The organism is Microbacterium sp. SLBN-154, assembly GCF_006715565.1.
Taxonomy (GTDB): Bacteria; Actinomycetota; Actinomycetes; order Actinomycetales; family Microbacteriaceae; genus Microbacterium.
The window spans coordinates 1,851,828-1,874,163 of the sequence record NZ_VFNL01000001.1 but is presented as its reverse complement, the minus strand read 5'-3'; the positions used below and the strand labels follow the sequence as shown (position 1 = coordinate 1,874,163).

Annotated in this window: 24 protein-coding genes; 3 read left to right on the top strand and 21 right to left on the bottom strand. The window is 70.1% G+C overall.

Annotation, left to right across the window (positions count from 1 at the left end):
- Positions 1–54 precede the first annotated feature (54 nt).
- The gene (locus FBY40_RS09120) at positions 55–528 is read left to right on the top strand and encodes an NUDIX domain-containing protein (protein ID WP_141938156.1); all 474 of its coding nucleotides are present in this window, start codon (positions 55–57) and stop codon (positions 526–528) included.
- 11 nt (positions 529–539) lie between these two features.
- On the opposite strand, the gene FBY40_RS09115 is transcribed toward FBY40_RS09120, so the two are convergent.
- The 20 genes from FBY40_RS09115 to FBY40_RS09020 form a co-directional block, all read right to left on the bottom strand.
- On the bottom strand, positions 540–1,109 hold the full coding sequence (locus FBY40_RS09115; protein ID WP_141938154.1) for a GNAT family N-acetyltransferase: 570 nt from the start codon (positions 1,107–1,109) through the stop codon (positions 540–542).
- 38 nt (positions 1,110–1,147) lie between these two features.
- The gene (locus tag FBY40_RS09110) at positions 1,148–2,068 is read right to left on the bottom strand and encodes an RluA family pseudouridine synthase (RefSeq protein ID WP_141938153.1); all 921 of its coding nucleotides are present in this window, start codon (positions 2,066–2,068) and stop codon (positions 1,148–1,150) included.
- 1 nt (position 2,069) lies between these two features.
- On the bottom strand, positions 2,070–2,651 hold the full coding sequence (gene lspA, locus FBY40_RS09105; RefSeq protein WP_141938151.1) for a signal peptidase II: 582 nt from the start codon (positions 2,649–2,651) through the stop codon (positions 2,070–2,072).
- A gap of 3 nt (positions 2,652–2,654) precedes the next feature.
- Complete coding sequence (locus FBY40_RS09100) at positions 2,655–3,248, bottom strand: DivIVA domain-containing protein (RefSeq protein ID WP_124293022.1); 594 nt, start codon at positions 3,246–3,248, stop codon at positions 2,655–2,657.
- A gap of 120 nt (positions 3,249–3,368) precedes the next feature.
- A complete protein-coding gene (locus FBY40_RS09095; RefSeq protein WP_124293021.1) occupies positions 3,369–3,671 on the bottom strand; it encodes a YggT family protein in 303 nt (100 codons plus the stop codon).
- Between the two features lie 9 nt (positions 3,672–3,680).
- Positions 3,681–4,136 carry a cell division protein SepF gene (locus FBY40_RS09090; RefSeq protein WP_124293020.1) on the bottom strand — a complete coding sequence of 152 codons (456 nt, stop codon included), beginning with the start codon at positions 4,134–4,136 and terminating at the stop codon, positions 3,681–3,683.
- A gap of 33 nt (positions 4,137–4,169) precedes the next feature.
- On the bottom strand, positions 4,170–4,892 hold the full coding sequence (locus FBY40_RS09085; protein WP_141938149.1) for a YggS family pyridoxal phosphate-dependent enzyme: 723 nt from the start codon (positions 4,890–4,892) through the stop codon (positions 4,170–4,172).
- Between the two features lie 16 nt (positions 4,893–4,908).
- Positions 4,909–6,069 (bottom strand): cell division protein FtsZ, encoded by a 1,161-nt coding sequence (gene ftsZ / locus FBY40_RS09080; RefSeq protein WP_141938147.1) that lies wholly within the window; start codon positions 6,067–6,069, stop codon positions 4,909–4,911.
- Between the two features lie 202 nt (positions 6,070–6,271).
- On the bottom strand, positions 6,272–7,309 hold the full coding sequence (locus tag FBY40_RS09075; protein WP_141938145.1) for an FtsQ-type POTRA domain-containing protein: 1,038 nt from the start codon (positions 7,307–7,309) through the stop codon (positions 6,272–6,274).
- A 4-nt stretch (positions 7,310–7,313) separates the two neighbouring features.
- Positions 7,314–8,783 carry a UDP-N-acetylmuramate--L-alanine ligase gene (murC, locus tag FBY40_RS09070; RefSeq protein WP_141938143.1) on the bottom strand — a complete coding sequence of 490 codons (1,470 nt, stop codon included), beginning with the start codon at positions 8,781–8,783 and terminating at the stop codon, positions 7,314–7,316.
- 53 nt (positions 8,784–8,836) lie between these two features.
- The gene (locus FBY40_RS09065) at positions 8,837–9,928 is read right to left on the bottom strand and encodes a UDP-N-acetylglucosamine--N-acetylmuramyl-(pentapeptide) pyrophosphoryl-undecaprenol N-acetylglucosamine transferase (protein ID WP_141938141.1); all 1,092 of its coding nucleotides are present in this window, start codon (positions 9,926–9,928) and stop codon (positions 8,837–8,839) included.
- Positions 9,925–11,154, bottom strand: a complete 1,230-nt coding sequence (gene ftsW, locus FBY40_RS09060; protein WP_141938140.1) for a putative lipid II flippase FtsW — start codon at positions 11,152–11,154, stop codon at positions 9,925–9,927. Before ftsW ends, FBY40_RS09065 begins: the two co-directional genes overlap by 4 nt.
- Positions 11,099–12,661, bottom strand: coding sequence for a UDP-N-acetylmuramoyl-L-alanine--D-glutamate ligase (gene murD / locus FBY40_RS09055; RefSeq protein WP_141938138.1), 1,563 nt, complete (start codon positions 12,659–12,661; stop codon positions 11,099–11,101). The genes ftsW and murD overlap by 56 nt, the downstream gene beginning before the upstream one ends.
- Positions 12,643–13,755, bottom strand: a complete 1,113-nt coding sequence (gene mraY / locus FBY40_RS09050; RefSeq protein ID WP_141938136.1) for a phospho-N-acetylmuramoyl-pentapeptide-transferase — start codon at positions 13,753–13,755, stop codon at positions 12,643–12,645. The genes murD and mraY overlap by 19 nt, the downstream gene beginning before the upstream one ends.
- Positions 13,752–15,164, bottom strand: a complete 1,413-nt coding sequence (locus FBY40_RS09045; RefSeq protein WP_141938134.1) for a UDP-N-acetylmuramoyl-tripeptide--D-alanyl-D-alanine ligase — start codon at positions 15,162–15,164, stop codon at positions 13,752–13,754. The genes mraY and FBY40_RS09045 overlap by 4 nt, the downstream gene beginning before the upstream one ends.
- A gap of 18 nt (positions 15,165–15,182) precedes the next feature.
- Positions 15,183–16,970, bottom strand: a complete 1,788-nt coding sequence (locus FBY40_RS09040; protein WP_141938132.1) for a peptidoglycan D,D-transpeptidase FtsI family protein — start codon at positions 16,968–16,970, stop codon at positions 15,183–15,185.
- A 5-nt stretch (positions 16,971–16,975) separates the two neighbouring features.
- Complete coding sequence (locus tag FBY40_RS09035; protein WP_235014737.1) at positions 16,976–17,584, bottom strand: hypothetical protein; 609 nt, start codon at positions 17,582–17,584, stop codon at positions 16,976–16,978.
- The gene (gene rsmH, locus FBY40_RS09030; RefSeq protein ID WP_141938130.1) at positions 17,581–18,537 is read right to left on the bottom strand and encodes a 16S rRNA (cytosine(1402)-N(4))-methyltransferase RsmH; all 957 of its coding nucleotides are present in this window, start codon (positions 18,535–18,537) and stop codon (positions 17,581–17,583) included. The genes FBY40_RS09035 and rsmH overlap by 4 nt, the downstream gene beginning before the upstream one ends.
- Before the next feature lie 101 nt (positions 18,538–18,638).
- Positions 18,639–19,070, bottom strand: a complete 432-nt coding sequence (gene mraZ, locus FBY40_RS09025; RefSeq protein WP_141940105.1) for a division/cell wall cluster transcriptional repressor MraZ — start codon at positions 19,068–19,070, stop codon at positions 18,639–18,641.
- Between the two features lie 212 nt (positions 19,071–19,282).
- The gene (locus FBY40_RS09020) at positions 19,283–19,651 is read right to left on the bottom strand and encodes a DUF3040 domain-containing protein (RefSeq protein ID WP_141938128.1); all 369 of its coding nucleotides are present in this window, start codon (positions 19,649–19,651) and stop codon (positions 19,283–19,285) included.
- A 62-nt stretch (positions 19,652–19,713) separates the two neighbouring features.
- On the opposite strand from FBY40_RS09020, the gene FBY40_RS09015 reads away from it, so the two are divergent.
- Complete coding sequence (locus FBY40_RS09015; protein WP_141938126.1) at positions 19,714–20,817, top strand: polyprenyl synthetase family protein; 1,104 nt, start codon at positions 19,714–19,716, stop codon at positions 20,815–20,817.
- 10 nt (positions 20,818–20,827) lie between these two features.
- Here FBY40_RS09015 and FBY40_RS09010 read toward each other — a convergent pair whose 3' ends face one another.
- On the bottom strand, positions 20,828–21,175 hold the full coding sequence (locus FBY40_RS09010) for an Rv2175c family DNA-binding protein (RefSeq protein ID WP_124293005.1): 348 nt from the start codon (positions 21,173–21,175) through the stop codon (positions 20,828–20,830).
- 126 nt (positions 21,176–21,301) lie between these two features.
- Between FBY40_RS09010 and FBY40_RS09005 the strand changes: the two genes are divergently transcribed.
- Positions 21,302–22,333: a lytic transglycosylase gene (locus tag FBY40_RS09005; protein WP_141938124.1), complete on the top strand. Its 1,032-nt coding sequence runs from the start codon at positions 21,302–21,304 to the stop codon at positions 22,331–22,333.
- Positions 22,334–22,336: the final 3 nt, after the last annotated feature.

The window sequence follows — 22,336 nt, the reverse complement described above, 5'->3', positions numbered from 1 at the left end:
TCGGACACCGGCGGCGTGTCGGATAGCGTGGCAGCCGGACAGAGGGAGACCGCAATGCCGACACCGGATTTCGTCCTGGAGCTGCGCCGTCACGTGGGGACCCGCCCCCTCCCCCTCGTGGGTGTGACCGCCGTGATCGAGCGCGACGGCGCCGTGCTGCTCGGGCGCCGCAGCGACAATGGCCGGCTCACCCCCGTCACCGGCATCGTCGATCCCGGCGAGGAGCCCGCGGACGCCGCCTGCCGTGAGGCGGAGGAGGAGGCGGGGGTCGTCGTCCGCGCGGTCCGACTCGCCTTCGTGCACCAGATCCCCCGGATCACCTACGACAACGGCGATCAGAGCGACTATCTCGATCTCACCTTCCGCTGCGAGTGGATCTCGGGCTCGCCCGCACCGGTGGACGGCGAGATGACCGAGGTCGGCTGGTACCCGATCACCGCGGTCGAGCGCCTGCTTGACGACGACATGGCCGAACGCGTCCGCCGTGCGCTCGAGGACGGTCCGGCCGTCTTCCTCCAGGGTCGGTGAGCGCCGGAGTCTCAGCCGAGGTCGCGCCGCATGAGCACCCGCGGGAAGCCGTTCAGGACGGACGTCGTGTCGGCCGCGTGGACGAAACCGGCCCGCTCGAACAGCGCGCGGGTGCCCACGTAGGCCATCGTCAGGTCGACCTTCGCCCCGCGGTTGTCGGCGGGGTATCCCTCGATCGCGGGTGCGCCGCTTTCGCGCGCGAATCGGACCGCGCCGTCCAGCAGAGCGTGGGAGATGCCGCGCCCGCGGAATCCGGGCCGCACGCGGATGCACCACACGCTCCACACATCCTTCTCGTCCACATGGGGGATCTTCCGGTTCGTGGCGAACGACGTGTCGGCGCGGGGATGCACAGCGGCCCAGCCCACCACCTCTCCGCCGTCGTAGGCCAGAACGCCCGGTGGGCCGGCGGCGAGCAGCTGTCGCACTCTCTCGCCGCGTGCAGGCCCGCGCAGCTCGCGATTCTCGGTGCCGGGGATGCGGTAGCTCAGGCACCAGCAGACGTTGGACGCCGGATTCTTCGGGCCGACCACGGCGCGGATGTCATCGAACACCGTCGCCGGTCTCACCTGGATGGCCATGGCTCCACTCTGCCGCGGCCCGACCGACACCGGCACCGTCACTCGCCGCGGAGGGTCTCCAGCGCTGCGGCGAGATCGGCCGGGTAGTCCGACGTGAAGGCGACCCACTCCCCCGTGGCGGGGTGGGTGAAGGCGAGGTGATGCGCGTGCAGCCATTGCCTGGTCAGACCCAGGCGCGCGCTGAGGGTGGGATCGGCACCGTACAGGGGGTCTCCGGCACACGGGTGCCGGTGGGCGGCCATGTGCACGCGGATCTGATGGGTCCGGCCGGTTTCGAGGTGGATCTCCAGCAGCGATGCGCCCGGGAAGGCCTCGAGGGTCTCGTAGTGGGTGACCGAATCCTTACCGGAGGGGATGACCGCGAACTTCCAGGAATGCGTGGGGTGGCGCCCGATCGGCGCCTCGATCGTGCCCGCCAGCGGATCGGGGTGCCCCTGCACGACGGCGTGGTAGATCTTCTCGACCTCGCGCTCTTTGAACGCGCGCTTGAGAGCGGTGTAGGCCGCCTCGGTCTTGGCGACCACCATGAGACCGCTCGTACCGACGTCCAACCGGTGGACCACGCCCTGCCGCTCAGCCGCTCCCGTCGTCGCGACGCGCACACCGGCCGCCGCAAGGGCGCCGAGGACCGTGGGTCCCTCCCAGCCGACCGACGGATGCGCCGCGACTCCTGCCGGCTTGTCCACGACGATCAGGTCGTCGTCCTGATGCACCACCCCGAGATCGGGGACCTCCATAGGGATGACGCGGGGGTCCTCCTTGGCCGCCCATTCGACCTCGAGCCAGGCGCCGCCGCGGAGGCGATCCGACTTCCCCAGGGCACGCCCGTCCATGCGCGCACCGCCGGCATCGAGGACGTCCACCGCGAAGGTGCGGGAGAACCCCAGCATCTTCGCCAGCGCGGCGTCGGCGCGGGTGCCGTCGAGCCCGTCCGGAACGGGGAGGTGTCGCGACTCCACGTCAGTCGGCCGAGCGCTCTGAGCGTGCCGCGGGATCGGCGGGTGCCGGTTCTCCCTTGCGGGGCGAGCGCTCCTGCGGCGTCCCGTCCAGGTGCGGACCGAACAGGACGAGGGCGGCGACCGAGATCATCATGGTGACGATGAAGATGTCGGCGACGTTGTAGATCGCGGGCATCATCCACGGGGTGTTGATGAAGTCCACCACGTGACCGACGGGGAACCCGGGCTCACGGAGAAGGCGATCGGTGAGATTGCCGAGCACGCCGCCCAGGAGGAGCCCCAGGACGACCGCCCAGATGCGCGAGCGCAGGCGGGTGACCGCGAGGAACACGATCACGACCGCCACCACCGCCAGGGCGATCGTGAAGATCCAGGTGACGTCCTCACCGAGGGAGAACGCGGCCCCGGGGTTGCGGGTGAGATAGAAGATCAGGAAGTCCCCCAGGATGCGGACCGGCTCCTGGTAGGGCAGGTTCTCGATGGCGAGGTACTTCGTGAACTGGTCGGCGGCCAGCACGACCGTCGCGAGGATCACGACGATGATGCTGGCCGCCGCCCGGTGAAGCGGGGTTCGACCGGTCAAGGATTACAGGCCGACGGCCGGCACGGGCGCAGACCCGGTGGCGGTCGACGACGCGTCCAGGTCGCGCAGGTGCCCCTCGATGTAGCTGCGGAGCTGCGTGCGGTAATCGCGCTCGAACTGGCGCAGCTCGCTGATGCGGCCCTCGAGGGTGGCGCGCTCCTTCTCGAGGCGAGCCATCTCGTCGCGTCCGCGGGCCTCGGCCTCGGAGACGATCGACGTGGCCTGCGCCTGAGCGTCGGAGATGAGCTGATCGCGCTTGGCGCGGCCTTCGGCGACGTGCTCGTCGTGCAGGCGCTGCGCGAGCTCGATGATGCCGGCGCTGGCGGCGCTCGGCGAACCGGCGTCCGCGGCGGGCGCGGGCTCGGACACGGCGGCGGGGACCTCGGCGACCGGGGCGGCGACCGTGGCCGGGCCGGCGGACTCGCCGGACTCGAGGGCGGCGATCTTGGCCTTCAGCTCCTCGTTCTCGGCGATCGTCTTGCGCCATTCGACGACGATCTCGTCGAGGAAGTCATCGACCTCGTCCGGGTCGAAACCCTCCTTGAAGCGGACGTGCTGGAACTGCTTGGTGACGACGTCATCGGGGGTCAATGCCATGGTGATTCCTCTTTCGAGCTGGTCGTTGGCCGACGTCGCGGCCCTCCCACCGTCCTGCGGCGGTCGTATCCAGCCAAGCATAGCCCCGGGCCCGGGACGTGTCGAAGGCGCCGGAGGGGCTCAGACCATCGTGAGCGAACGGGTGACGGCGAGCAGGATGAAGCAGAGCAGCATCGTCAGCGCGAAGCCGAAATCGAGAGCGACGGGCCCCACCCGCAGCGGCGGGATGAAGCGCCGGAACATCTTGATCGGCGGATCCGTGACGGTGTAGACGACCTCGGCGAGCACCAGGCCTACGCCCTTCGGCCGCCATTCGCGGTTGAAGAAGGGGATCCACTCGAGCACCAGGCGTCCGAGCAGGACGAAGACGTAGATGAAGAGGATCGCGTTGAGGATGGAAGCGATGAACGCGATGACGGGCACGTACCTAGGCTACGAGAAGGGCACGGCCTCCGGGTCCGCGTGCGCGATGGCACCGTCCCCGGACACGGCGACGTTCTCCGGCGAGAGCAGGAAGACCTTGCTGGTGACACGCTCGATTCGCCCGTACAGACCCAGCGACAGGCCGCTGGCGAAGTCGATGAGGCGGCGCGCATCGGCGTCGGACATCTGCGACAGGTTGATGATCACGGGGATGCCGTCGCGGAAGTTCTCGGCGATCACCTGTGCGTCGCGGTACTGCTTGGGGTGCACGGTCAGGATCTCGCTCACCGCGGTCGGCGCGGGCTGACGGACGACGGCCGGACGGTGGATCGGGGTGATGGGTGCGGCCTTCTCGACGGCCTGCGGCTTCTGCCGGGCAGCGGGCTGCGACGTGGGCTCCTCGTAGACCTCTTCCTCGTCGGCGAGGCCCAGGTACACCATGGTCTTCTTGAGCGGGTTCGACATCGGATCCTCCGTTTGCTCGTGTCGTTTCCGAGGTTAACCGCGCTCGGGCCGCGGGCCGGTGATTGCCGTACCGATGCGTAGGTGTGTCGCGCCGACGGCGATCGCCTCGGCGAAGTCTCCGGTCATCCCCGCCGACAACCAGGTCGCGTCGGGAACCGCGGTGCGCACCGCCTCGGCATACCGCGCGAGGCGCTCGAACGCCGCGGCGGGGGGCTCGTCGAGGGGGGCGACGGCCATGACTCCGCGCACGCGCAGGGTGCCGCAGCGCGCGGTGTGGTCGGCGAGGGCGATCAGTTCGCCCGGGGCGACTCCTCCGCGGCCGGGGTCGTCGGTGAGGTTGACCTGCAGGAAGACATCCAGCCGGGGATCGGATTCCTCGGCGACGCGCTCGAGGGCGTCGGCGATCTTCGGACGATCCACCGAGTGCACGACAGAGGCGGCGGAACGGATCGCGCGGGCTTTGTTGGTCTGCGCCTGACCGATGAAGTGCCAGCGAAGGCCGGGCAGCGGGCCTACGGCCTCGTGCTTGGCGGAGAGCTCCTGCTGACGGTTCTCTCCCACATCCCGGACGCCGAGCCCGTGCAGCCTCTCCACGAGACGCGCGGGGTGGAACTTGGTCACCACGATCCGGGTGATCTCCTCGGGATGACGACCGGAGGAGCGCGCCGCCTCGACGATGCGCGCATCCACGTCGGCGAGCCGCCGGGCGAGGTCGTCCTCGTCCGGCGGCTCGCCGAGAGTCGCGGGTCCGGTCATCGCGAGGCGATGCGGATCACTTCAGGAAATCGGGGATGTCGAGATCGTCGTCGCCGAATGCCGAGTCGTAGCCGGTGTCGGGCAGAGGCGCCCCCACCGCGACCGATTCCTTCTTCGGCTCGACCCGCTCCGGCTCGACCTCCCGCGCGGCATCGACAGCCGGCATCGCGGGCACGACGGGCACACTGGCCGGGCGGGCCGCGGCGACCGGATCGATCCGCAGCGACGGCTCGCCGCCGTCGAATCCCGCCGCGATGACGGTGACGCGCACCTCGTCGCCGAGGGTGTCGTCGATGACCGTTCCGAAGATGATGTTGGCCTCGGGGTGCGCGGCCTCCTTCACCAGCTGAGCGGCGTCGTTGATCTCGAAGATTCCGAGGTTCGACCCGCCCTGGATCGACAGCAGCACACCGTGCGCGCCCTCGATCGACGCTTCGAGGAGGGGCGATTCGACGGCGAGCTCTGCGGCCTTGATGGCGCGGTCGGCGCCGCGGGCGGAGCCGATGCCCATGAGCGCCGACCCGGCGCCCTGCATGACCGACTTGACGTCGGCGAAGTCGAGGTTGATCAGACCCGGGGTCGTGATCAGGTCGGTGATGCCCTGCACACCGGCCAGGAGCACCTGATCGGCGGTGGCGAAGGCCTCCACCATCGAGATGCCGCGGTCGCTGATCTCGAGCAGACGATCGTTCGGCACGACGATGAGGGTGTCGACCTCTTCCTTCAGCCGAGCGACACCGGCCTCGGCCTGGCTCTGTCGACGACGACCTTCGAAGGAGAAGGGTTTGGTGACCACACCGATGGTGAGGGCTCCGATGGACTTCGCGATCTTGGCGACGACCGGCGCACCACCGGTGCCGGTGCCACCACCTTCACCCGCGGTGACGAAGACCATGTCGGCACCGCGCAGGGCCTCCTCGATCTCCTCCGCGTGGTCCTCCGCCGCTCGACGACCCACCTCGGGGTCGGCGCCGGCGCCGAGCCCACGCGTGAGCTCCCGTCCGACGTCGAGCTTGACGTCGGCGTCGCTCATGAGCAGCGCCTGGGCGTCGGTGTTGATCGCGATGAACTCCACGCCGCGCAACCCGAGTTCGATCATGCGGTTGACGGCGTTCACGCCGCCGCCACCCACACCGACCACCTTGATCACGGCGAGGTAGTTCTGGTTCTGGCTCATGCCGGCCTCCGTCTTCCCGAACCTTCAACCTCTACTAGAGGTATAAAGAATTGCTCGGTATGCAATTCCTGTTCTTGAAGGTAAGCGGCCAGCGCGGCTCGGCGCGGAGGGTCGCGGCGTGTCGCGACATCCTGATCTCCCGGTGGCGCAGACGACCGGGTGCACCCCCGATCCTGCGCGGCTCCCGCCGGTCAGAAGCGTGTCAGCGGATCACGACCGCGTCGGGCGAGGACACGTCGTACTCCGTGACGGTGTCGGCCGGCCGCGCGGCCATGACGGTCTCGAGAACGCGGGCCTTCATCGCCGACTCCTCCGCACTCCCCCACACCACGCGGGAGGACGAGGTCAACGTCAACGTCACGTCGAAGGCCGACGTCGCACTCACGGCCGTCACCTGGTCGCCGATCGAGGCGGGAAGCGCCCTCATCACCCTGCCGACGGCCGCGAACGCGTCGCCGTCGACCCCGCCGCGGACATCCAGGACCGGCTCGCCGGGCGGCGGCTCCGTGCTGGCGGACAGGACGACCCCTGCGGCATCGACGACGGAGTATCCCGAGGCCGATGCGATCGCGCCGATGGGCGCGCGTTCGACGATCCGGACCACGAGTTCGTGCGGCGGCCGCGCCTCGAGGGTGTAACTCTGCACGAACGGGAAGTCCGAGAGCGTGTCCTGGATGGCCGCTTCATCGACGAGCGGAAGCGGGGTGCCCAGCTGCGACGACAGCGCCGCCTCGACCCCGCCGGCGTCGAGCTGAACCGCACCGACGACCCGCACACGTTCGACGGCGAAGAGCGGACTGTATGCCACGGCGGCGGTCACCCCCGCCACGACCAGGATCGCGCCGATCGCCGACACCCACAGCGCACGCCGACGGCGCTGGCGGACGGTGAAACGCCGGACTTCTGCGCGCAGCGCCTTCCGCCGGGCACGCGACGCGCGCCACACCGCCAGCAGCCCGACGGGCTGCTCCGTCGGCTCGACGTCCTCGGGGGGCGGGGCGTCCGACCCTCCCGGCGCCGACCCGTCGGGCTCCGATCCGCGCACCTCGCCGGCGTCCTGCCCGCCGGAACGTCCCCGTGCTCTCCCGCGCGGGCCCGCGGTGGAGCCGACGGCCGTCGGGAGCGGGAGGATGACGCCCGAGCCGTCGTCACCGTCGAGCGTGTCGTCCGCCGACGCCGCAGCAGGCTCGCGCCGCGCCGGCGTGGCCGGCGGCGGGAGGGGGGACGGCCGACGGACCATCGGGTCAGCCTTCGACGGCGGCGGTATCGGTGTCGCGGGAGACAGGGGCGCGGCGGAGGACCGCAGGATCGTCGGCGCCCGGACGGATGCGGGTCAGCGCCTCGAGGATCTGCGGGACGATGAGGTTCACGTTGCCGCATCCGAGGGTGATGACGTAGTCGCCCGGTCGCGCGAGCGCCGCGGCGTGGTCTGCAGCACGCTGCCAGTCGGCGACGAAGCGCACCCGATCGGGGTCGGTGAAGGCGTGGGCGACGAGATCGCCCGTGACCCCGGGGACGGGATCCTCCCTCGCGCCGTACACGTCGAGGACGACGGTGTGGTCGGCATGCTGCTCGAGCACCTCGGCGAATTCGCGGTACATGTGCTGCGTACGAGAGTAGGTGTGGGGCTGGTGGACGGCGATGATGCGACCGTCGCCGATCACGCTCCGAGCGCCGGCAAGGGCGGCGGCGACCTCGGTCGGGTGGTGGGCGTAGTCGTCGTACACGCTCACCCCGCGCTCGCTGCCGTGCAGTTCGAACCGCCGGTCGGTTCCGGCGAAGCCGGCGACCGCGTCCGCCGCGGAGCCGAGCGGGAAGCCGAGGCCGATCAGCACGGCGACCGCACCCGCGGCGTTGACGGCGTTGTGCACTCCGGGGATGCGCAGACGGACCTCGACCGTCTCGCCCTCATGCGTCAGCCGGAACCCGACGGGCCCGTGCGCGTCGATGTCGCTCAGGCGCACATCGGCCCCGGAGTCCCGGCCGAACGTGATCACGCGAGGGTGATCGAGCAGCGCTGCGACCTCTTTCGCGCCGGGATCGTCGGCGGAGATCACCACTGCCTCGCGGGCTTCGCCGCCGAAACGGGCGAAGGCCTGGACGAAGGCCTCGGCGGATCCGTAATGGTCGAGGTGGTCGGGGTCGACGTTGGTGATGAGGGCGACCGAGGTGTCGTAGAGAAGGAAGGTACCGTCGGATTCGTCTGCTTCGATGACGAACAGCTCGTCGGCTCCCGTTCCGCTGGAGACGCCGAGCTGAGCGATGACACCCCCGTTGACGAAGGTGGGGTCCGCGCCGAGAGCCTGCAGCGAGGTGACGATCATGCCCGTCGAGGTGGTCTTGCCGTGCGCACCGGCGACGGACACCAGTCGGCGCCCGCCGATGAGCCAGTGCAGCGCCTGCGAACGGTGGATGACAGCGAGACCGCGCTGTTTCGCCGTGACGTACTCGGGGTTCTCCGGCCAGATCGCTCCCGTGTGCACGACCGTGTCGGCGTCGCCGAGGTGCGCGGCGTCGTGGCCGACGTGCACCGTCGCACCGAGCTCCGCGAGGGCCCGGAGGGACGGGCTGTCGGCTCGGTCGGAGCCGGACACCCGGATTCCTCGGGCCAGGAACATCCGGGCCAGCCCCGACATCCCGGATCCCCCGATGCCGATGAAGTGGGCGGCGCGGATGTCATCCGGGATCGGCAGGGACAGGTCAGGTCTGATCATGGCCCGTCAATCCTAGATCGGCCTCCTGCGCACCCCCTCCCGGCGCGCTGAGGTCACCGGCCGCGAGCGAGCGCCTCGTCGATGAGGGCGAGGACCGCCTCGCTTCCCGAGCGCGTGCCGACGGATGCTGCAGCCCGGCGCATCGACTCCAGGCGCGCCGGCTCCGCGAGGAGCGGGATGACCTCTCGACGCACCCGCTCGGCGGTGAAGTCCGCATCCAGGATCAGTGCGGCCGCCCCCGCGGCGACCGCTGATGCCGCGTTGAGCGCCTGCTCGCCGTTGCCGACCGCATAGGGAACGTAGACCGCGGGGATGCCGAGCGCGCTGATCTCGCTGACGGTCGCCGCCCCGGCGCGGGAGACCACCGCGTCGGCCACCGCGAACGCGAGATCCATGCGATCGATGTAGCGGCGAACGCAGTACCCGGCGACTCCCGGGTCGGGGGTCGCGCTCCGCTCGCCCGTGACGTGCAGCAGCTGCCAGCCGGCGTCGAGCACGTCCCGCCAGGCGGCGCCGCCGTCGTCGCCGAAGGCCTCGTTGAGTCGCTGCGCGCCGAGCGACCCGCCGAACACCAGCAGCACGGGCCGTGCCGGGTCGATACCGAAGGCCTCCGCCGCCTCGCCGCGTCGGGCGGCGGCGTCGAGGTCGACGATCTCCCGGCGCAGCGGCATGCCGACGACCCGGGCACCGCGCAGGCGCGTCCCCGGGAAGGCCACGCCCACCGCCGCCGCGCGTCGTGCGCCGAGCACGTTGGCGAGCCCCGGACGCGCGTTGGCCTCATGGACGACGGTCGGGATGCGCTCGCGCCGGGCCGCGACGTAGCCCGGCGCCGCGGCGTATCCACCGAAGCCGACGACGACCTCCACCCCCCGGTCGCGCAGATGGCGCCGCACCTGCGCGACTGCCCGCCCGAAGCGCTGCGGAAACATCGCGGCGGCGCGATCAGGACGCCGGGGGAAGGGCACCTTGTCGACGAACAGGAGCTCGTACCCGCGTTCGGGCACGAGGCGGGCCTCCAGACCCTCTCGCGTACCGAGGACGAGCACCTCGGCGTCGGGCTCGCGCGCGCGCAGGGCGTCGGCGACCGCCAGCAGAGGATTGACGTGCCCGGCGGTGCCGCCGCCGGCCAGAAGGTAGGTCGTCACCCGACGACACTAACCGCCCGTCTGGGTGGGAGCGAACGCGCGAAGGCCAGCAGGACGCCCGACGCCACGAGCACCGAGACGAGCGACGTCCCGCCCTGCGACATGAACGGCAGCGGCACCCCGAGCACGGGGAAGACACGGAGGACCACGCCGATGTTGATCAGTGCCTGACCCACGACCCAGACCGTGATACCGCCGGCCACGATGCGGACGAACGGGTCGTCGGTGCGCCGGATCACGTGGAAGGCGCCCACGGCGTAGAGCGCGATGAGGCCGAGCACCACGGCGCATCCGATCAGGCCGAGCTCCTCGCCCACGATGGCGAAGATGTAGTCGTTGGCCGCGGCGGGGAGCCAGTCGTACTTCTCCTTCGAGTTGCCGAGACCGAGGCCGAAGACACCGCCCCCGGCCAGGCCCCACATGCCGTGGAGGGGCTGATAGCAGTCGTTGAAGTAGTCCTCGAGGCAGTTGGGATTGAGGAAGCTGAGGAAGCGGCGCATGCGGTCGGGGCTCGTCACGGCGAGCACGGCGACCGCCGCTGCCGCGGCGATGGCGGGGAGGATGAAGATGCGGAGCCGAACGCCCGAGAAGAACAGCGCCCCGAGCACGAGCAGCACGAGGATCATCGCCGTGCCGAGATCGCGACCGGCGAGCACCGTCGCGATGGCGAGGCCCGCCACCGGGACGAGCGGGATGTACACGTGCCGCCACATCGCCAGAAGCGTGCGTTTGCGATAAAGCACGTACCCCACCCACAGGGCCAGGGCGAGCTTGAGGAACTCGGAGGGCTGCGCCTGGAACCCGGCGAGCGTGATCCAGTTGCGGTTGCCGTCGGCGCCGTGGCCCAGGGGGGTGAACACCAGCAGCTGGAAGGCGACGGCCCCGATGAGGGCAGGCCATGCGATCCGCTTCCAGAACCTGATCGGCAGGCGACTGGCGATGAACATCAGCGGCACGCCGATCACCGCGAACACCGCCTGCTTCATCGCGGCATCCCAGGGTGCCTGGCCCGCGGCGGTGGAGGTGGCGGAGGTCGCGGAGAGCACCATCACCAGACCGAAGATCGTCAGCAGCAGCGCCGTGGAGGCGATGAGGAGGAACTCGCTCGGCACCGGGGCGAAGACCCGGCCGAGCGATACCCGGGCCGCGAGTCCACGCCGCCCGTCGACGTCAGGCGGGCTCGGCGGGGTGCGGGGGCTGCGGGTCTGCGTCGTCGTCACCGTCATCCCCCATCTCGATCCATCGCTGCACGGCGGCGGAGAACTTCCTTCCGCGGTCGGCGTAGGAGGAGAACTGATCGAACGACGCCGCGGCGGGGGCGAGGAGGACCACATCCCCGTCACGAGCGACCTGCGCGGCCAGTTCGACCGCCTGCGTCATGACGTCCTCAGTCTCGCCGCGGGTCACCTCGTAGACGGGGACGTGCGGCGCGTGTCGCGAGAACGCCGCGGTGACCGCGGTCCGGTCCTCACCGATGACGACGGCCGCGCGCACCTTCCCGGCGACCTGGGCGACGAGCGGGGCGATCTCCACGCCCTTCAGCAGTCCCCCGACGATCCAGATCGCCCCGGGGAAGGCCGAGAGCGACGAGGCCGCGGCGTGCGGGTTGGTGGCCTTCGAATCATCCACCCAGACGATCCCGCGGTGCGACGCGACGACCTCGATGCGGTGAGGGTCGAGCCGGAACCCGCGGAGCGCCTCGCGGATCGCCGCCGGGGGGACCTCCAGTGCCCGGGCCAGTGCCGCGGCGGCGAGGATGTTCGCCACCATGTGCGGTGCGGCCAGGCCTCGCTCGGCGAGTTCGGCGACCGTCGTCAGCTCCAGGGCGCTGGTGCGGCGATCGTCGAGGAAGGCCCGGTCGACGAGGATCCCGTCGACGACGCCGAGGTCGCTCGGCCCGGGAACGCCCAGGTCGAACCCGATGGCGCGTGCGCCCTCGACGACCTCCGCCTCCTCCACCATGGTGCGGGTCGCGACATCCGACTTGTTGTAGACGCATGCGACCCGGGTGTTGTCGTACACGTGCGCCTTCGCGTCGCGATAGTCGGCGAAGGAACCGTGCCACTCCAGGTGGTCCTCGGCGAGGTTCAGGCACACGCTGCCGTGCGGTGAGACCGGCGCCGGGCCGGTCTGGAGTCCGAGATACCAGAGCTGGTGGCTGGAGAGCTCGACGACGAGGACGTCGAAGCCACCGGGGTCGCGGACGGCGTCGAGCACGGGCGTGCCGATGTTGCCGACCGGGGCGGCGCGCAGTCCACCCGCGACGAGCATCTCGGCGACGAGGCGGGTCGTGGTCGTCTTGCCGTTGGTGCCGGTCACCAGCACCCAGTCGGCGGGCCTGCCGTCCTGGCGGACCACCTTGTCTCGCACGCGCCACGCCAGTTCGATGTCGCCCCACAGGGCGACGCCTTCCTCTGCGCACCACGCGATGACGGGGTGGTTCGGAGAGAAGCCCGGCGAGGCGATGACGACCTCGGGCGCGAAGGCGCCCAGCGATTCCGGAACCGTGCCGAGGGGCCCGATGACGGCGTCGACGCCGATGACGGGCAGGAGCTTTTCGTATTCGGGCTCGGCAGCCTCCGAGAACACCCGCACCTCCGCGCCGAGTTCGGCGAGGGTGTCGGCCGCGGCGAACCCCGTGACCGACAGGCCCAGGACTGCCACGCGCAGTCCTGACCAGTCCGCGTGCCAGCTCGTGAGTGCGTCCAGACGCGTCATGTCTGCGAGAGCCATTCGACGTAGAAGAACCCGACGCCCGAGACCGCGAGGAGCCCGGCGATGATCCACATCCGCACCACGATGGTGATCTCCGACCACCCGCGCATCTCGAGATGGTGGTGCAGGGGACTCATGAGGAACAACCGCTTGCCGCGCGTCACCTTGAAGTACACCCGCTGGAGGATGACCGAGCCCGAGGCGATCACGTAGACGCCGGCGACGAGCACCATGAGCAGTTCGGTGCGGGTCAGAATCGCCATCGCCGCAAGGACGCCACCGATCGCCATCGATCCGACGTCACCCATGAAGACCTGCGCCTTCGGCGCATTCCACCAGAGGAATCCGACCAGCGCCCCCACGAAGGCAGCGGAGACGATCGCGAGGTCGAACGGGTCGCGCGTGGCATAACAGGCCGACAGCCCGCCCGGACTCAACTCCCCGCCGCCGAAGCAGGCCTGATTGAACTGCCAGAAGGCGATGAGGCTGTAGGCGCCCACGACGAAGATGCCGGCTCCCGCGGCGAGACCGTCCAGTCCGTCGCTGACATTCACCGAGTTGGATGCGGCGACGCCGATGAAGGAGATCCAGGCCAGGTACAGCAACCAGCCGAGGATGGGGCCAAGGGCGAAGAACCACAGCACCTGGACGTCGCGGAACACCGAGATGTAGGGCGACGCGGGCGTTTCGTTGTAGATGTTGGGGAAGTTCAGCGCGACGATGCCGAACGGCACCGCGACGATCACCTGACCAACGATTTTCCGCCATCCACTCAGGCCGAGACTGCGCTGACTGCGGACCTTCATGAAGTCGTCGATGAAGCCCACGGTGCCGAACCCGACCATCATCCACAGCACCAGCAGACCCGACACGGTGGGCGGGTTGTTCCCCGCCACCCCGCCGACGAGATAGCCGATGATGGTGCCGGCGATGAAGATCGTCCCGCCCATCGTGGGCGTCCCGCGCTTCTCGCCGTGGCTCGGATTGCGGATGTCGTCGGGAGTGCGGATCACCTGACCCCACCCCCACCGCCGGAACAGGCGCAGGAAGACGGGGGTGAGGAAGAGCGTGAAGGCCAGCGAGATCGCCGCCGCGGTCAGGAGGGATCTCACGAGAAGAATTCTCCCAGTCGGTCGCCGAGGAACCTCAGGCCCGCGGAGTTGGACGACTTCACCAGCACACGGTCGCCGGCGCGGAGCTCGCCGGTGAGATAGTCGTAGGCCTCGTCGGCGGTGGCGAAGAACACCGCCTCGCCGTCCCACGATCCCTCACCGACGGCGGCGAGGAAGAGCCGACGAGCCTCGGGGCCGATGACGACGATGCGCTGGATGCCCAGTCGCACGGCCTGGAGTCCGATGCGGTCGTGCTCCTCGCCGGCATACTCCCCCAGCTCGCTCATCGCACCGAGGACGGCGACCATGCGCTCACCGGGTCCGGTGATCTGGGCGAGCGTCCGCAGGGCCGCGGACATCGAGTCGGGGCTGGCGTTGTAGGCGTCGTTGATGATGCGGACACGCGGGGACCCCAGGGGCTGCATGCGCCACCGCTCGGCGAGTTCCACCGTCTCCAGGCGGGCGACGGCATCCGCGAGAGACACACCGAGCGCGGTGGCCGCGGCGATGGCGGCGAGGGCGTTCATGACGTGGTGCTCGCCGAGCACGCGCAGCCGCAGCGATGCGGACGCGTCGTCGACGAAGACCGTGCACGAGGTGCCGTCGGCGGTCACTTCGACATCTTCGGCCCGCACCTCGGCGGCGGCCCCTCGGCCGAACCAGCGCACCGCGCCGGGTCTCTCCGCCGCGATCGGGGCCATCTGGACCACCCGCGGATCGTCGGCGTTCAGCACGGCCACGCCGCCGGGCCGCAGGGCCTGGACGAGTTCCGACTTGGCGCGGAACGTGCCCTCGATCCCGCCGAAACCGCCGGCGTGGGCCATGCCGACCATGAGCACGACCGAGATGTCGGGGTGGACGAGGCCGGCGAGTGCCGCGATCGCTCCCGGACCGCTCGCACCGAACTCGCTCACGAGATAGCGGGTGTCCTCGGTCACGCGGAGCATCGTCAGCGGTGCCCCGACCTCGTTGTTGTACGAGGCGCGGGGCGCGATGGTCTCGCCCTCGTCCTGGAGGATGCGCGCCAGGAGGTTCTTCGTGGTGGTCTTGCCGTTGGAGCCGGTGATCCCGACGACCTTCAGCGCGCCACGGGACCGCACCCGCGCGACGACCTCGCGCGCGAGATCGGCGAGGGCCTGCACCACGTCGGGCACGACGATCTGGGTGATGGGCTCATCGACCGGCCGCTCGACGATCGCGAGCGCCGCACCGGCCTGATGGGCCGCCGGGACGAACAGGTGACCGTCGGTGGTCCCACCGGGCTTGGCGACGAAGATGTCGCCCGGCCCGATGGCGCGGGAGTCGGTGTCGACAGCCCCGGAGACCTCGGTGTCGACGGTGTCGTCACCGACGAGCAGGAGGTCTCCGCCGAGGGTCAGGGCGATGTGGTGCAGGGAGAGGGAGATCATGTGTCAAAAGGGTGATCGTCAGCCGAACTTCGGCAGGACAGGCGCTTCCGTCGTGGACGGCATGACCCGGTAGGTCTTGAGCACCTGCGTCATCGCCTGCTGGAATGCCGCGGCGTTGGCCACAGAAGACTTTACCTTGGTGGGCTCGTCGAGCGTCACGGCGACGACGTACTGCGGGTCGTCCGCGGGTGCGAACCCGATCATCGTGGTGAAGTAGGCGCCGCTCTTGTATCCGCGCGTCACCGGGTCGGACTTCTCACCGGTACCGGTCTTGACGGCGATGCGATACCCCGGCACCGCGATCTCCTCGGCGTAGTTGGCCTGCAACGCCACGTTCTCGAGGATCTGCTGCACCTGGGTCGCGGTGCCTTCGCTCACCACGCGGGTGGGCTCGGGCACGTCGGGGGTGGTCACGGATCCGTCGGCCGCGGTGCAGCTCTCCACCAGTGTCAGCGGGACGCGCTCGCCGTCGTTGGCGATCGCCCCGTACGCCCCGACGAGTTCGGGGAGGGTCGTGGTGAGACCCTGGCCGTAGGTGGTGTTGTAGACCGTCTGGTTGTCCCACTCGGAGGCCGGTCGCAGCAGACCCGTCTGCTCGCCGGGGAAGTCCACCGCACTCCCCTCGCCGACGCCGAAGCGCTGCAGGTACTCGTAGCGCGTCTGGGAGTCGACGGTCTCGCTGATGCGGGAGATGGCGGCGTTGGAGGAGTCGATGAGGACGCCGGTGAGGGTGTAGTTGTAGGCCGGGTGGACGAAGGAGTCCCGCACGCGCGCGCCGTTGGCGAAAGTCTCGGTGCTGGCAGCGACCACCGTCGACTGGGCGTTCTGTCCCCCGGCGTCGATCACCGTGGCGGCCGTGAGGGCTTTGAACGTCGACCCGGGTTCGAACCAGTCGGTGAAGATGCGGCTCCTGCGGTCGTCGTCCGCAGAGGCCTCGACGTTGTTGGGGTCGACGGCGGGGAACTCCGCCGCCGCGCGGATCTTGCCGGTGCCGACCTCGGTGACCATGATCGACCCGCTCAGAGCCCCCATGTCCTGCACCTGCTCGGCGATCAGCTGCATGAGGTACCACTGCAGGTCGCGGTCGATGGTCAACTCCAGGGTGCCGCCGTCGACCGCGGGATCCTCGACCTCTGTGCCGGGGATGATCACCCCGTCCTTGCCGCGCTGGAAGCGGAGCTGCCCGTCCGTGGCCGTCAGGCAGCCGTCCTGGCTGAGCTCCAGTCCCGCGAGGGGCACCTCGTCCGTCCCCATGAATCCGATGAGGTTTCCCGCGACCGCGCCGTCCGGGTAGGTCCGAGCGGGATGCTGCTCGAAGGTCAGGTAGGGCAGCTTCAGATCGGCCAGTGCCCGGTACTGCTCGGTGGAGATCCCGCGCTGGACGAACTCGTACTGGTCGGCGGGATCCGCGGCGAGGGCCGAGGCGACGATCCGCTGGATGTCGTCGGCCTCCTGTCCGGTGACGGAGCCGATGAGACCCGACGCCTCGGGCCACGTCAGGGTGGATTCGACATCGTCGTCGTCCGTCCGGGTGATGTCGCCGGTGTTCTTGGGATCGATCACGACGTCGTAGCGCAGGATGCTGCCGGCGAGGGTGTTGCCGGCGGTGTCGACGATCGCTCCTCGCGAGCCGTGGAGGTCGCGGGACCCGCTGAACGCCCACTCCAGCGAGTCTTCGATGTGCTCGTCGGCGTTGACCACCTGGATGTCGACGAGGCGGACGATGAAGCCGACGAGGACCGCCAGCACGACGGCCAGCGCGACCACCGTGCGGCGGCGAGGACTGCGGCTTGCTCGGGTGGTCATTGCTCTCAGTGTGTGGCGGGGGTCGGCAGAGTGTCGGCCACCGGCGGCGGCGTGTCGGTGAGCCCGGCCCCCGTGGTGGCCACCGGGGCCCCCTGGATGGTCGCGTCCGGTTCGGTCACCAGCGGTCGGTCGGCGATGAGGTTGTTCGCGACCGAGCCGCGTCCGAGCGCGTCGATCGAGACACCCCCCTCCGCAGCGATCCCCGGACCGAGCACGGCGCCGTCGCTCAGACGCAGGTAGTTCGGCGACTCCTCGATGACCATGCCGAGCGCCGCCGCGTTGGCCGCGAGGTACTGGGGCGAGCTGAGGCCCGCGACATCGTCGGAGAGCATCTGCCGCTGCCACTGCAGCTCGCTCTGCTGCTGGGTCAGGGAGGAGATCTCGTAGGAGCTCTGCGTGGTGAGGATCGACAGCATCATCTGCACCCCGGCGATGGCGAGGGCGGCCACCACGGCCACGATCCCGTAGGCCAGCCGGGGCCGGCGTCGCGCGCCGGGAGCGGCCTGCTCGACCGGACGCAGCCGGCGTTCCGTCGCCCGGTCGGGGGCTCCCAGGCGCGTCGAGCGCGGCCCGGCGGGAGAAGTCGGCGATGCGGCGATCAGGGGTGCGCTCATGCCGCGGCCTCTCTCACTCGTTCGACGGCACGCAGCCGTACGGGGGTGGCGCGGGGGTTGTGCGCCTTCTCGTCGGCATCCGCCTGCTCGGCTCCGCGGACCAGGAGCCGGAAGCGTGGGGCGTGCTCGGGGAGCTCGACCGGCAGCCCGCGCGGGGAGGTGGATGCCACGGCGTCGGCGAAGACGCGTTTGACCAGCCGGTCCTCCAGTGACTGGTACGACAGCACCACCATGCGCCCGCCGACGACCAGCTGATCGAGAGCGGCGGGGATGGCCGCTTCGAGCGCGGCCAGTTCGCCGTTCACCTCGATCCGCAGCGCCTGGAACACCCGCTTGGCCGGGTGGCCGGTCCGCTGCGCGGCATACGGGGTGGCGCGGGTGAGGATGTCGACGAGCTGTCCGGAGCGTTCGATGGGTGCATCCGCCCGCGCGGCCACGATGGCACGGGCGTAGCGGCCGGCGAGCTTCTCCTCGCCGTAGCGCTCGAAGATCCGCCGCAGCTGACCTTCGCTGAAGGTGGCGACCACATCGGCGGCGGTGACCCCGGTGGACTGGTCCATCCTCATGTCGAGCGGGGCGTCGCGCGAATATGCGAACCCGCGGTCGACCTCGTCCAGTTGGAGCGAGGAGACGCCGAGGTCGAACAGGATGCCGTGAACGGCGTCGATCCCGAGGCTCCTGAGGGCGGCGTCGATGCCGTCGTAGACCGTGTGGACCAGGTCGACCCGATCACCGAAGGGCGCCAGGCGCTCCTCGGCGATCCGAAGGGCGTCGCGGTCGCGATCGAGTCCGATGAGGTGGAGGTGGGGGAACCGTTCGAGGAACGCCTCGCTGTGTCCTCCCATGCCGAGCGTGGCATCGACGAAGACCGCTCCGGGCGCGTCGAGTGCAGGGCCGAGCAGCTCGAGACAGCGCTCGAGCAGGACCGGGGTGTGGATGTCGCGAAGGTTCATGATCGTGGGGCCGGTCCCCCGGCTCTGATCCCCATCCGCTTCGACCTGGCGCCGGGGAAGTGCGACAGGGCGGCAGCGGCTGGGAGTCACAGCCGGGGGCGTCAGAAGAGGCCGGGGATCACCTCCTGCTCCATCTCCGAGTAGCTGTCTTCGTTGGCGAGGGCGTAGGCGTTCCAGGCCTCGGCGTCCCAGATCTCCGCGTGCGCGCCGACACCGGTGACCACGAGGTCCTTGCCCAGCCCCGCGTAGGCGCGCAGCGGCGGCGGGATGGTGATCCTGTTCTGCCCGTCCGGCTTCTCGGCGCTCGCCCCCGAGAGGAACATCCGGAGGAAGTCACGCGCCTGCTTGTTGCTCAGCGGCGCCTCGCGGATGCGGTCGTGGACCCGCTCGAACTCGCGCTCGCTGAAGACGTAGAGGCACCGCTCCTGACCACGGGTGATGACGATGCCGGCGCCGAGGTCGTCGCGGAATTTGGCGGGGAGGATGACCCGGCCCTTGTCGTCGAGCTTGGGAGTGTGCGTACCCAGCAGCATCGGCACACCACCCCCTTCTTCGTCCGGCCTTCGAAGATGGTCGCCACTTTACTCCACTTTCCTCCACTTCGATACCCCGAGCGCCTGTCCACCCGTGATTTTCTGCGGATCTGAGCTCGCCCGTGACGGCCCCTCTCCTCCACTGAGCACAAAAAAGAGCACCGACCCGAAGGTCGGTGCTCTGGAAGTGGATGCCGGCGGTCAGCCGGTGATCATCGCTCGCCCTGCCGGCGATCCCAACGATCGTTCATGCGGTCCATGAAGGAACCACCGGCGGCGGCGCGCCCCGGGTTCGTCTTCACCGGACGAGGCGCGGTCTTCGGGGCGCCCCGCGCGGGCGTCACGGCGAGGATGACCCCACCCAGCATCACGACGAACGCGATCACCCCGACGACGATGAGCTTCAGCGCCACACCGGCGATCAGGCCACCCAGGCCCAGCAGCACGAGGATCGTGCCGTACACGATGTTGCGATAGCTGAGGGCGCGCCCTTCACGCGCGCTGACCACGTCGGCGTCGTTGCGCATGAGATGACGTTCCATCTCATCCAGCAGACGCTGCTCCTGTTCGGAGAGTGGCATGGGTCCCCCTCTGGATCCGGTTGGACGATTCTACGCGTCCCGCTGATTACTAGGCTAGGGCCGTGTCATCTTCCGCGGGCGCCGTAGAGGCTGTTTCTCAGCGACTGAACAACTTCCTTGCACGTCAGCGTGCCCAGGCGAAGGAGCTCGGCGACGAGGCGGCGATGATCATCGACGCCGCCGCCGATGCCCTGACCGGCGGCAAGCGCTTACGGGGGCGCTTCCTCATCGCCGGTTGGCGGGCGGTCCACGAGGCGCAGTCGCGCGCCGGAGACCCACCTGGGCCCGTGATCGGCGCCGCTGCGGCGCTGGAGGTCTTCCATGCCGCGGCCCTCGTGCACGACGACGTCATCGACAACTCCGACACCCGCCGCGGTCGCCCCTCCGCGCATCGGGCCCTCGAGGCGAGGCATCGCGCGTCGGGCTGGCGCGGTGACGCCGCCGCGTTCGGCCGTTCCGGCGCCATCCTCCTCGGTGACCTGTTGGTCGCGTGGAGCGATGACCTCTTCGAGGAATCCCTCGCTGAGATGGATCGCGCGCAGGACGTCGCGGCCGCGACAGCGCGGGAGGAATACGCCCGCATGCGTCGTGAGGTCACGGTCGGACAGTTCCTCGACATCGCCGAGGAGTCCGCCTTCCGTGTCGCACCCGATGAAGAGCACGCCGAGCGTGCCCTGCGGGTGGCGTCGTTCAAGTCGGCGCGCTACAGCATCCAGCAGCCGCTCGTCATCGGCGCCGCGCTCGCGGGGGGCTCCGACGCGCAGCGCGCCGCCCTCGCCGCCTTCGGCCACCCCCTCGGCATGGCGTTCCAGCTGCGCGACGACGTGCTCGGCGTCTTCGGCGACTCCGCCGAGACCGGCAAGCCCGCCGGTGACGACCTGCGCGAGGGGAAGCGCACGGTGCTCATCGCCTACGCCCGCGAGGGCATCGGCACCTCGGCACGACAGATCGTCGATGAACTCATCGGCGACCCCGATCTGGACGACGAGCAGATCGGATCGCTGCAGCGCACCATCATCGACAGTGGGGCGCTGGGCCGTGTCGAGACCCTCATCGAGGAGTACTCCTCGGAGGCCGGCCGGGCGCTGTCGGGGGCGGAGCTCGGTCACGCGGCCGTCAACGACCTGCGCGAGCTCGCACGCGCGGCGACCGTTCGCGTGGCCTGATCGCGCGCGTTCAGGCGAGGGTCTGAGCGACCCGACGCACTTCGCTCTTGCGGCCGGCGCGCAGCGCCTCGATCGGCGCGACGCCGATGGACTCCTCCGGGTTCAGCAGCCAGTCGATGGCCTCGTCGTCGCTGAAGCCGGCATCGCCGAGCACGATGACCGTCCCCCGCAGGGATCCCAGCGGCTTCCCGTCGACGATGAACACGGCCGGCACCGAGAGTGCCCCGTGTCGCCGAGAACCGATGAGCGCGCGGTCGTCGAGCAGACGACGAACGCGCCCGAGGGGAAGGTCGAGCGCCTCGACCAGTTCGGGAAGGGTGAGCCACTCGGTGGGTACAGGTGCGTCTTTCTCCGCCACGCAGCAACTATCTCATCTCGGACACATGAGGACATCCTCATGTTTCACATCCGTCACTTCCGTTGACAGTGGTTTACACGCGTGACACGGTAGCTCGCGGGGAGAATCCCCGCAGGGAGGACCGCCATGTCTCGCTCACGCACCGTCCGGCTCACCACGGCCCGCCTCGGCCTTCCCGCAACCGCCCTGGGAGCCCTCGCGGTCGCGATGCTGCCAGCACCCGCCGCCTCTGCGGACGAGGCCGCACCCCTGGCCCGCGAAAGCGCGGGGCGGACCTCGCTCGGCGAAGCCGCGTCGTCGACGGGTCGCGCACCCGTGGTGTTGCCCGCCCACAGCGCCGGACCGGAGAGCGTCGTGGTCCAACCCGGAGACACGATCAGTGCGATCGCGGCCCGACACGGCCTGCGGACGACCGACGTGCTGGCTCTGAACGGACTGGGCTGGAGCAGCGTCATCCATCCGGGTCAGGTGATCCGACTGACCGGAGCGTCCGCCGCGCCCGCAGCTGCGGCCGCGCCCGCGGCTCCGGCGGCGCCCGCCGCGGCGACGGCGTACACCGTCGTGGCGGGCGACACGATCAGCGCGATCGCACGCCGTCACGGGGTGTCCACCCAGGCGGTGCTTGACGCGAACAGCCTGCAGACGTCATCCATCATCTACCCCGGCCAGGCGATCGCGATCCCGTCCTCGACCGCGCCGGCGCCGGCCGCCGCCCCCTCGCCTGCGCCCGTCCCGGCGGCCGAGACCGTGACGCTGGACGACGAGCAGATCGGCAATGTGCGGACCATCATCGCCGTGGGGCGCGAACGGGGCGTCTCCGATCGCGGTATCGCCATCGCGCTGGGGACCGCGATGGTCGAATCGTGGCTGCGCAACCTCGACTGGGGCGACCGGGATTCCCTGGGCCTGTTCCAGCAGCGGCCCAGCACAGGGTGGGGAAGCGCCGACGAGGTCCGCGACCCGGTCCGGGCGACCGCGGCGTTCTTCGGGGGCCCCGCCGATCCCAACGGGTCACGCACCCGTGGTCTGCTCGACATCCCCGGCTGGGAGTCGATGTCCTTCGCCGGCGCCGCGCAGGCCGTGCAGATCTCAGCGTTCCCGGATCGTTACGCGAAGTGGGAGGCGCCCGCCTACGCGTGGCTCGCGACCTACGGGTGATCC

Coding starts and splice junctions, on each gene's coding strand:
- murC (WP_141938143.1), bottom strand. CDS start 8,783: ATGATCAGACCTGACCTGTCCCTGCCGATCCCGGATGACATCCGCGCC.
- FBY40_RS09005 (WP_141938124.1), top strand. CDS start 21,302: ATGTCTCGCTCACGCACCGTCCGGCTCACCACGGCCCGCCTCGGCCTT.
- ftsW (WP_141938140.1), bottom strand. CDS start 11,154: ATGACGGTGACGACGACGCAGACCCGCAGCCCCCGCACCCCGCCGAGC.
- FBY40_RS09040 (WP_141938132.1), bottom strand. CDS start 16,970: ATGACCACCCGAGCAAGCCGCAGTCCTCGCCGCCGCACGGTGGTCGCG.
- rsmH (WP_141938130.1), bottom strand. CDS start 18,537: ATGAACCTTCGCGACATCCACACCCCGGTCCTGCTCGAGCGCTGTCTC.
- FBY40_RS09120 (WP_141938156.1), top strand. CDS start 55: ATGCCGACACCGGATTTCGTCCTGGAGCTGCGCCGTCACGTGGGGACC.
- FBY40_RS09020 (WP_141938128.1), bottom strand. CDS start 19,651: ATGCCACTCTCCGAACAGGAGCAGCGTCTGCTGGATGAGATGGAACGT.
- FBY40_RS09075 (WP_141938145.1), bottom strand. CDS start 7,309: ATGGTCCGTCGGCCGTCCCCCCTCCCGCCGCCGGCCACGCCGGCGCGG.
- murD (WP_141938138.1), bottom strand. CDS start 12,661: ATGGCTCTCGCAGACATGACGCGTCTGGACGCACTCACGAGCTGGCAC.
- FBY40_RS09045 (WP_141938134.1), bottom strand. CDS start 15,164: ATGATCTCCCTCTCCCTGCACCACATCGCCCTGACCCTCGGCGGAGAC.
- FBY40_RS09085 (WP_141938149.1), bottom strand. CDS start 4,892: ATGACCGGACCCGCGACTCTCGGCGAGCCGCCGGACGAGGACGACCTC.
- FBY40_RS09035 (WP_235014737.1), bottom strand. CDS start 17,584: ATGAGCGCACCCCTGATCGCCGCATCGCCGACTTCTCCCGCCGGGCCG.
- mraZ (WP_141940105.1), bottom strand. CDS start 19,070: ATGCTGCTGGGTACGCACACTCCCAAGCTCGACGACAAGGGCCGGGTC.
- FBY40_RS09090 (WP_124293020.1), bottom strand. CDS start 4,136: ATGTCGAACCCGCTCAAGAAGACCATGGTGTACCTGGGCCTCGCCGAC.
- FBY40_RS09100 (WP_124293022.1), bottom strand. CDS start 3,248: ATGGCATTGACCCCCGATGACGTCGTCACCAAGCAGTTCCAGCACGTC.
- ftsZ (WP_141938147.1), bottom strand. CDS start 6,069: ATGAGCCAGAACCAGAACTACCTCGCCGTGATCAAGGTGGTCGGTGTG.
- FBY40_RS09115 (WP_141938154.1), bottom strand. CDS start 1,109: ATGGCCATCCAGGTGAGACCGGCGACGGTGTTCGATGACATCCGCGCC.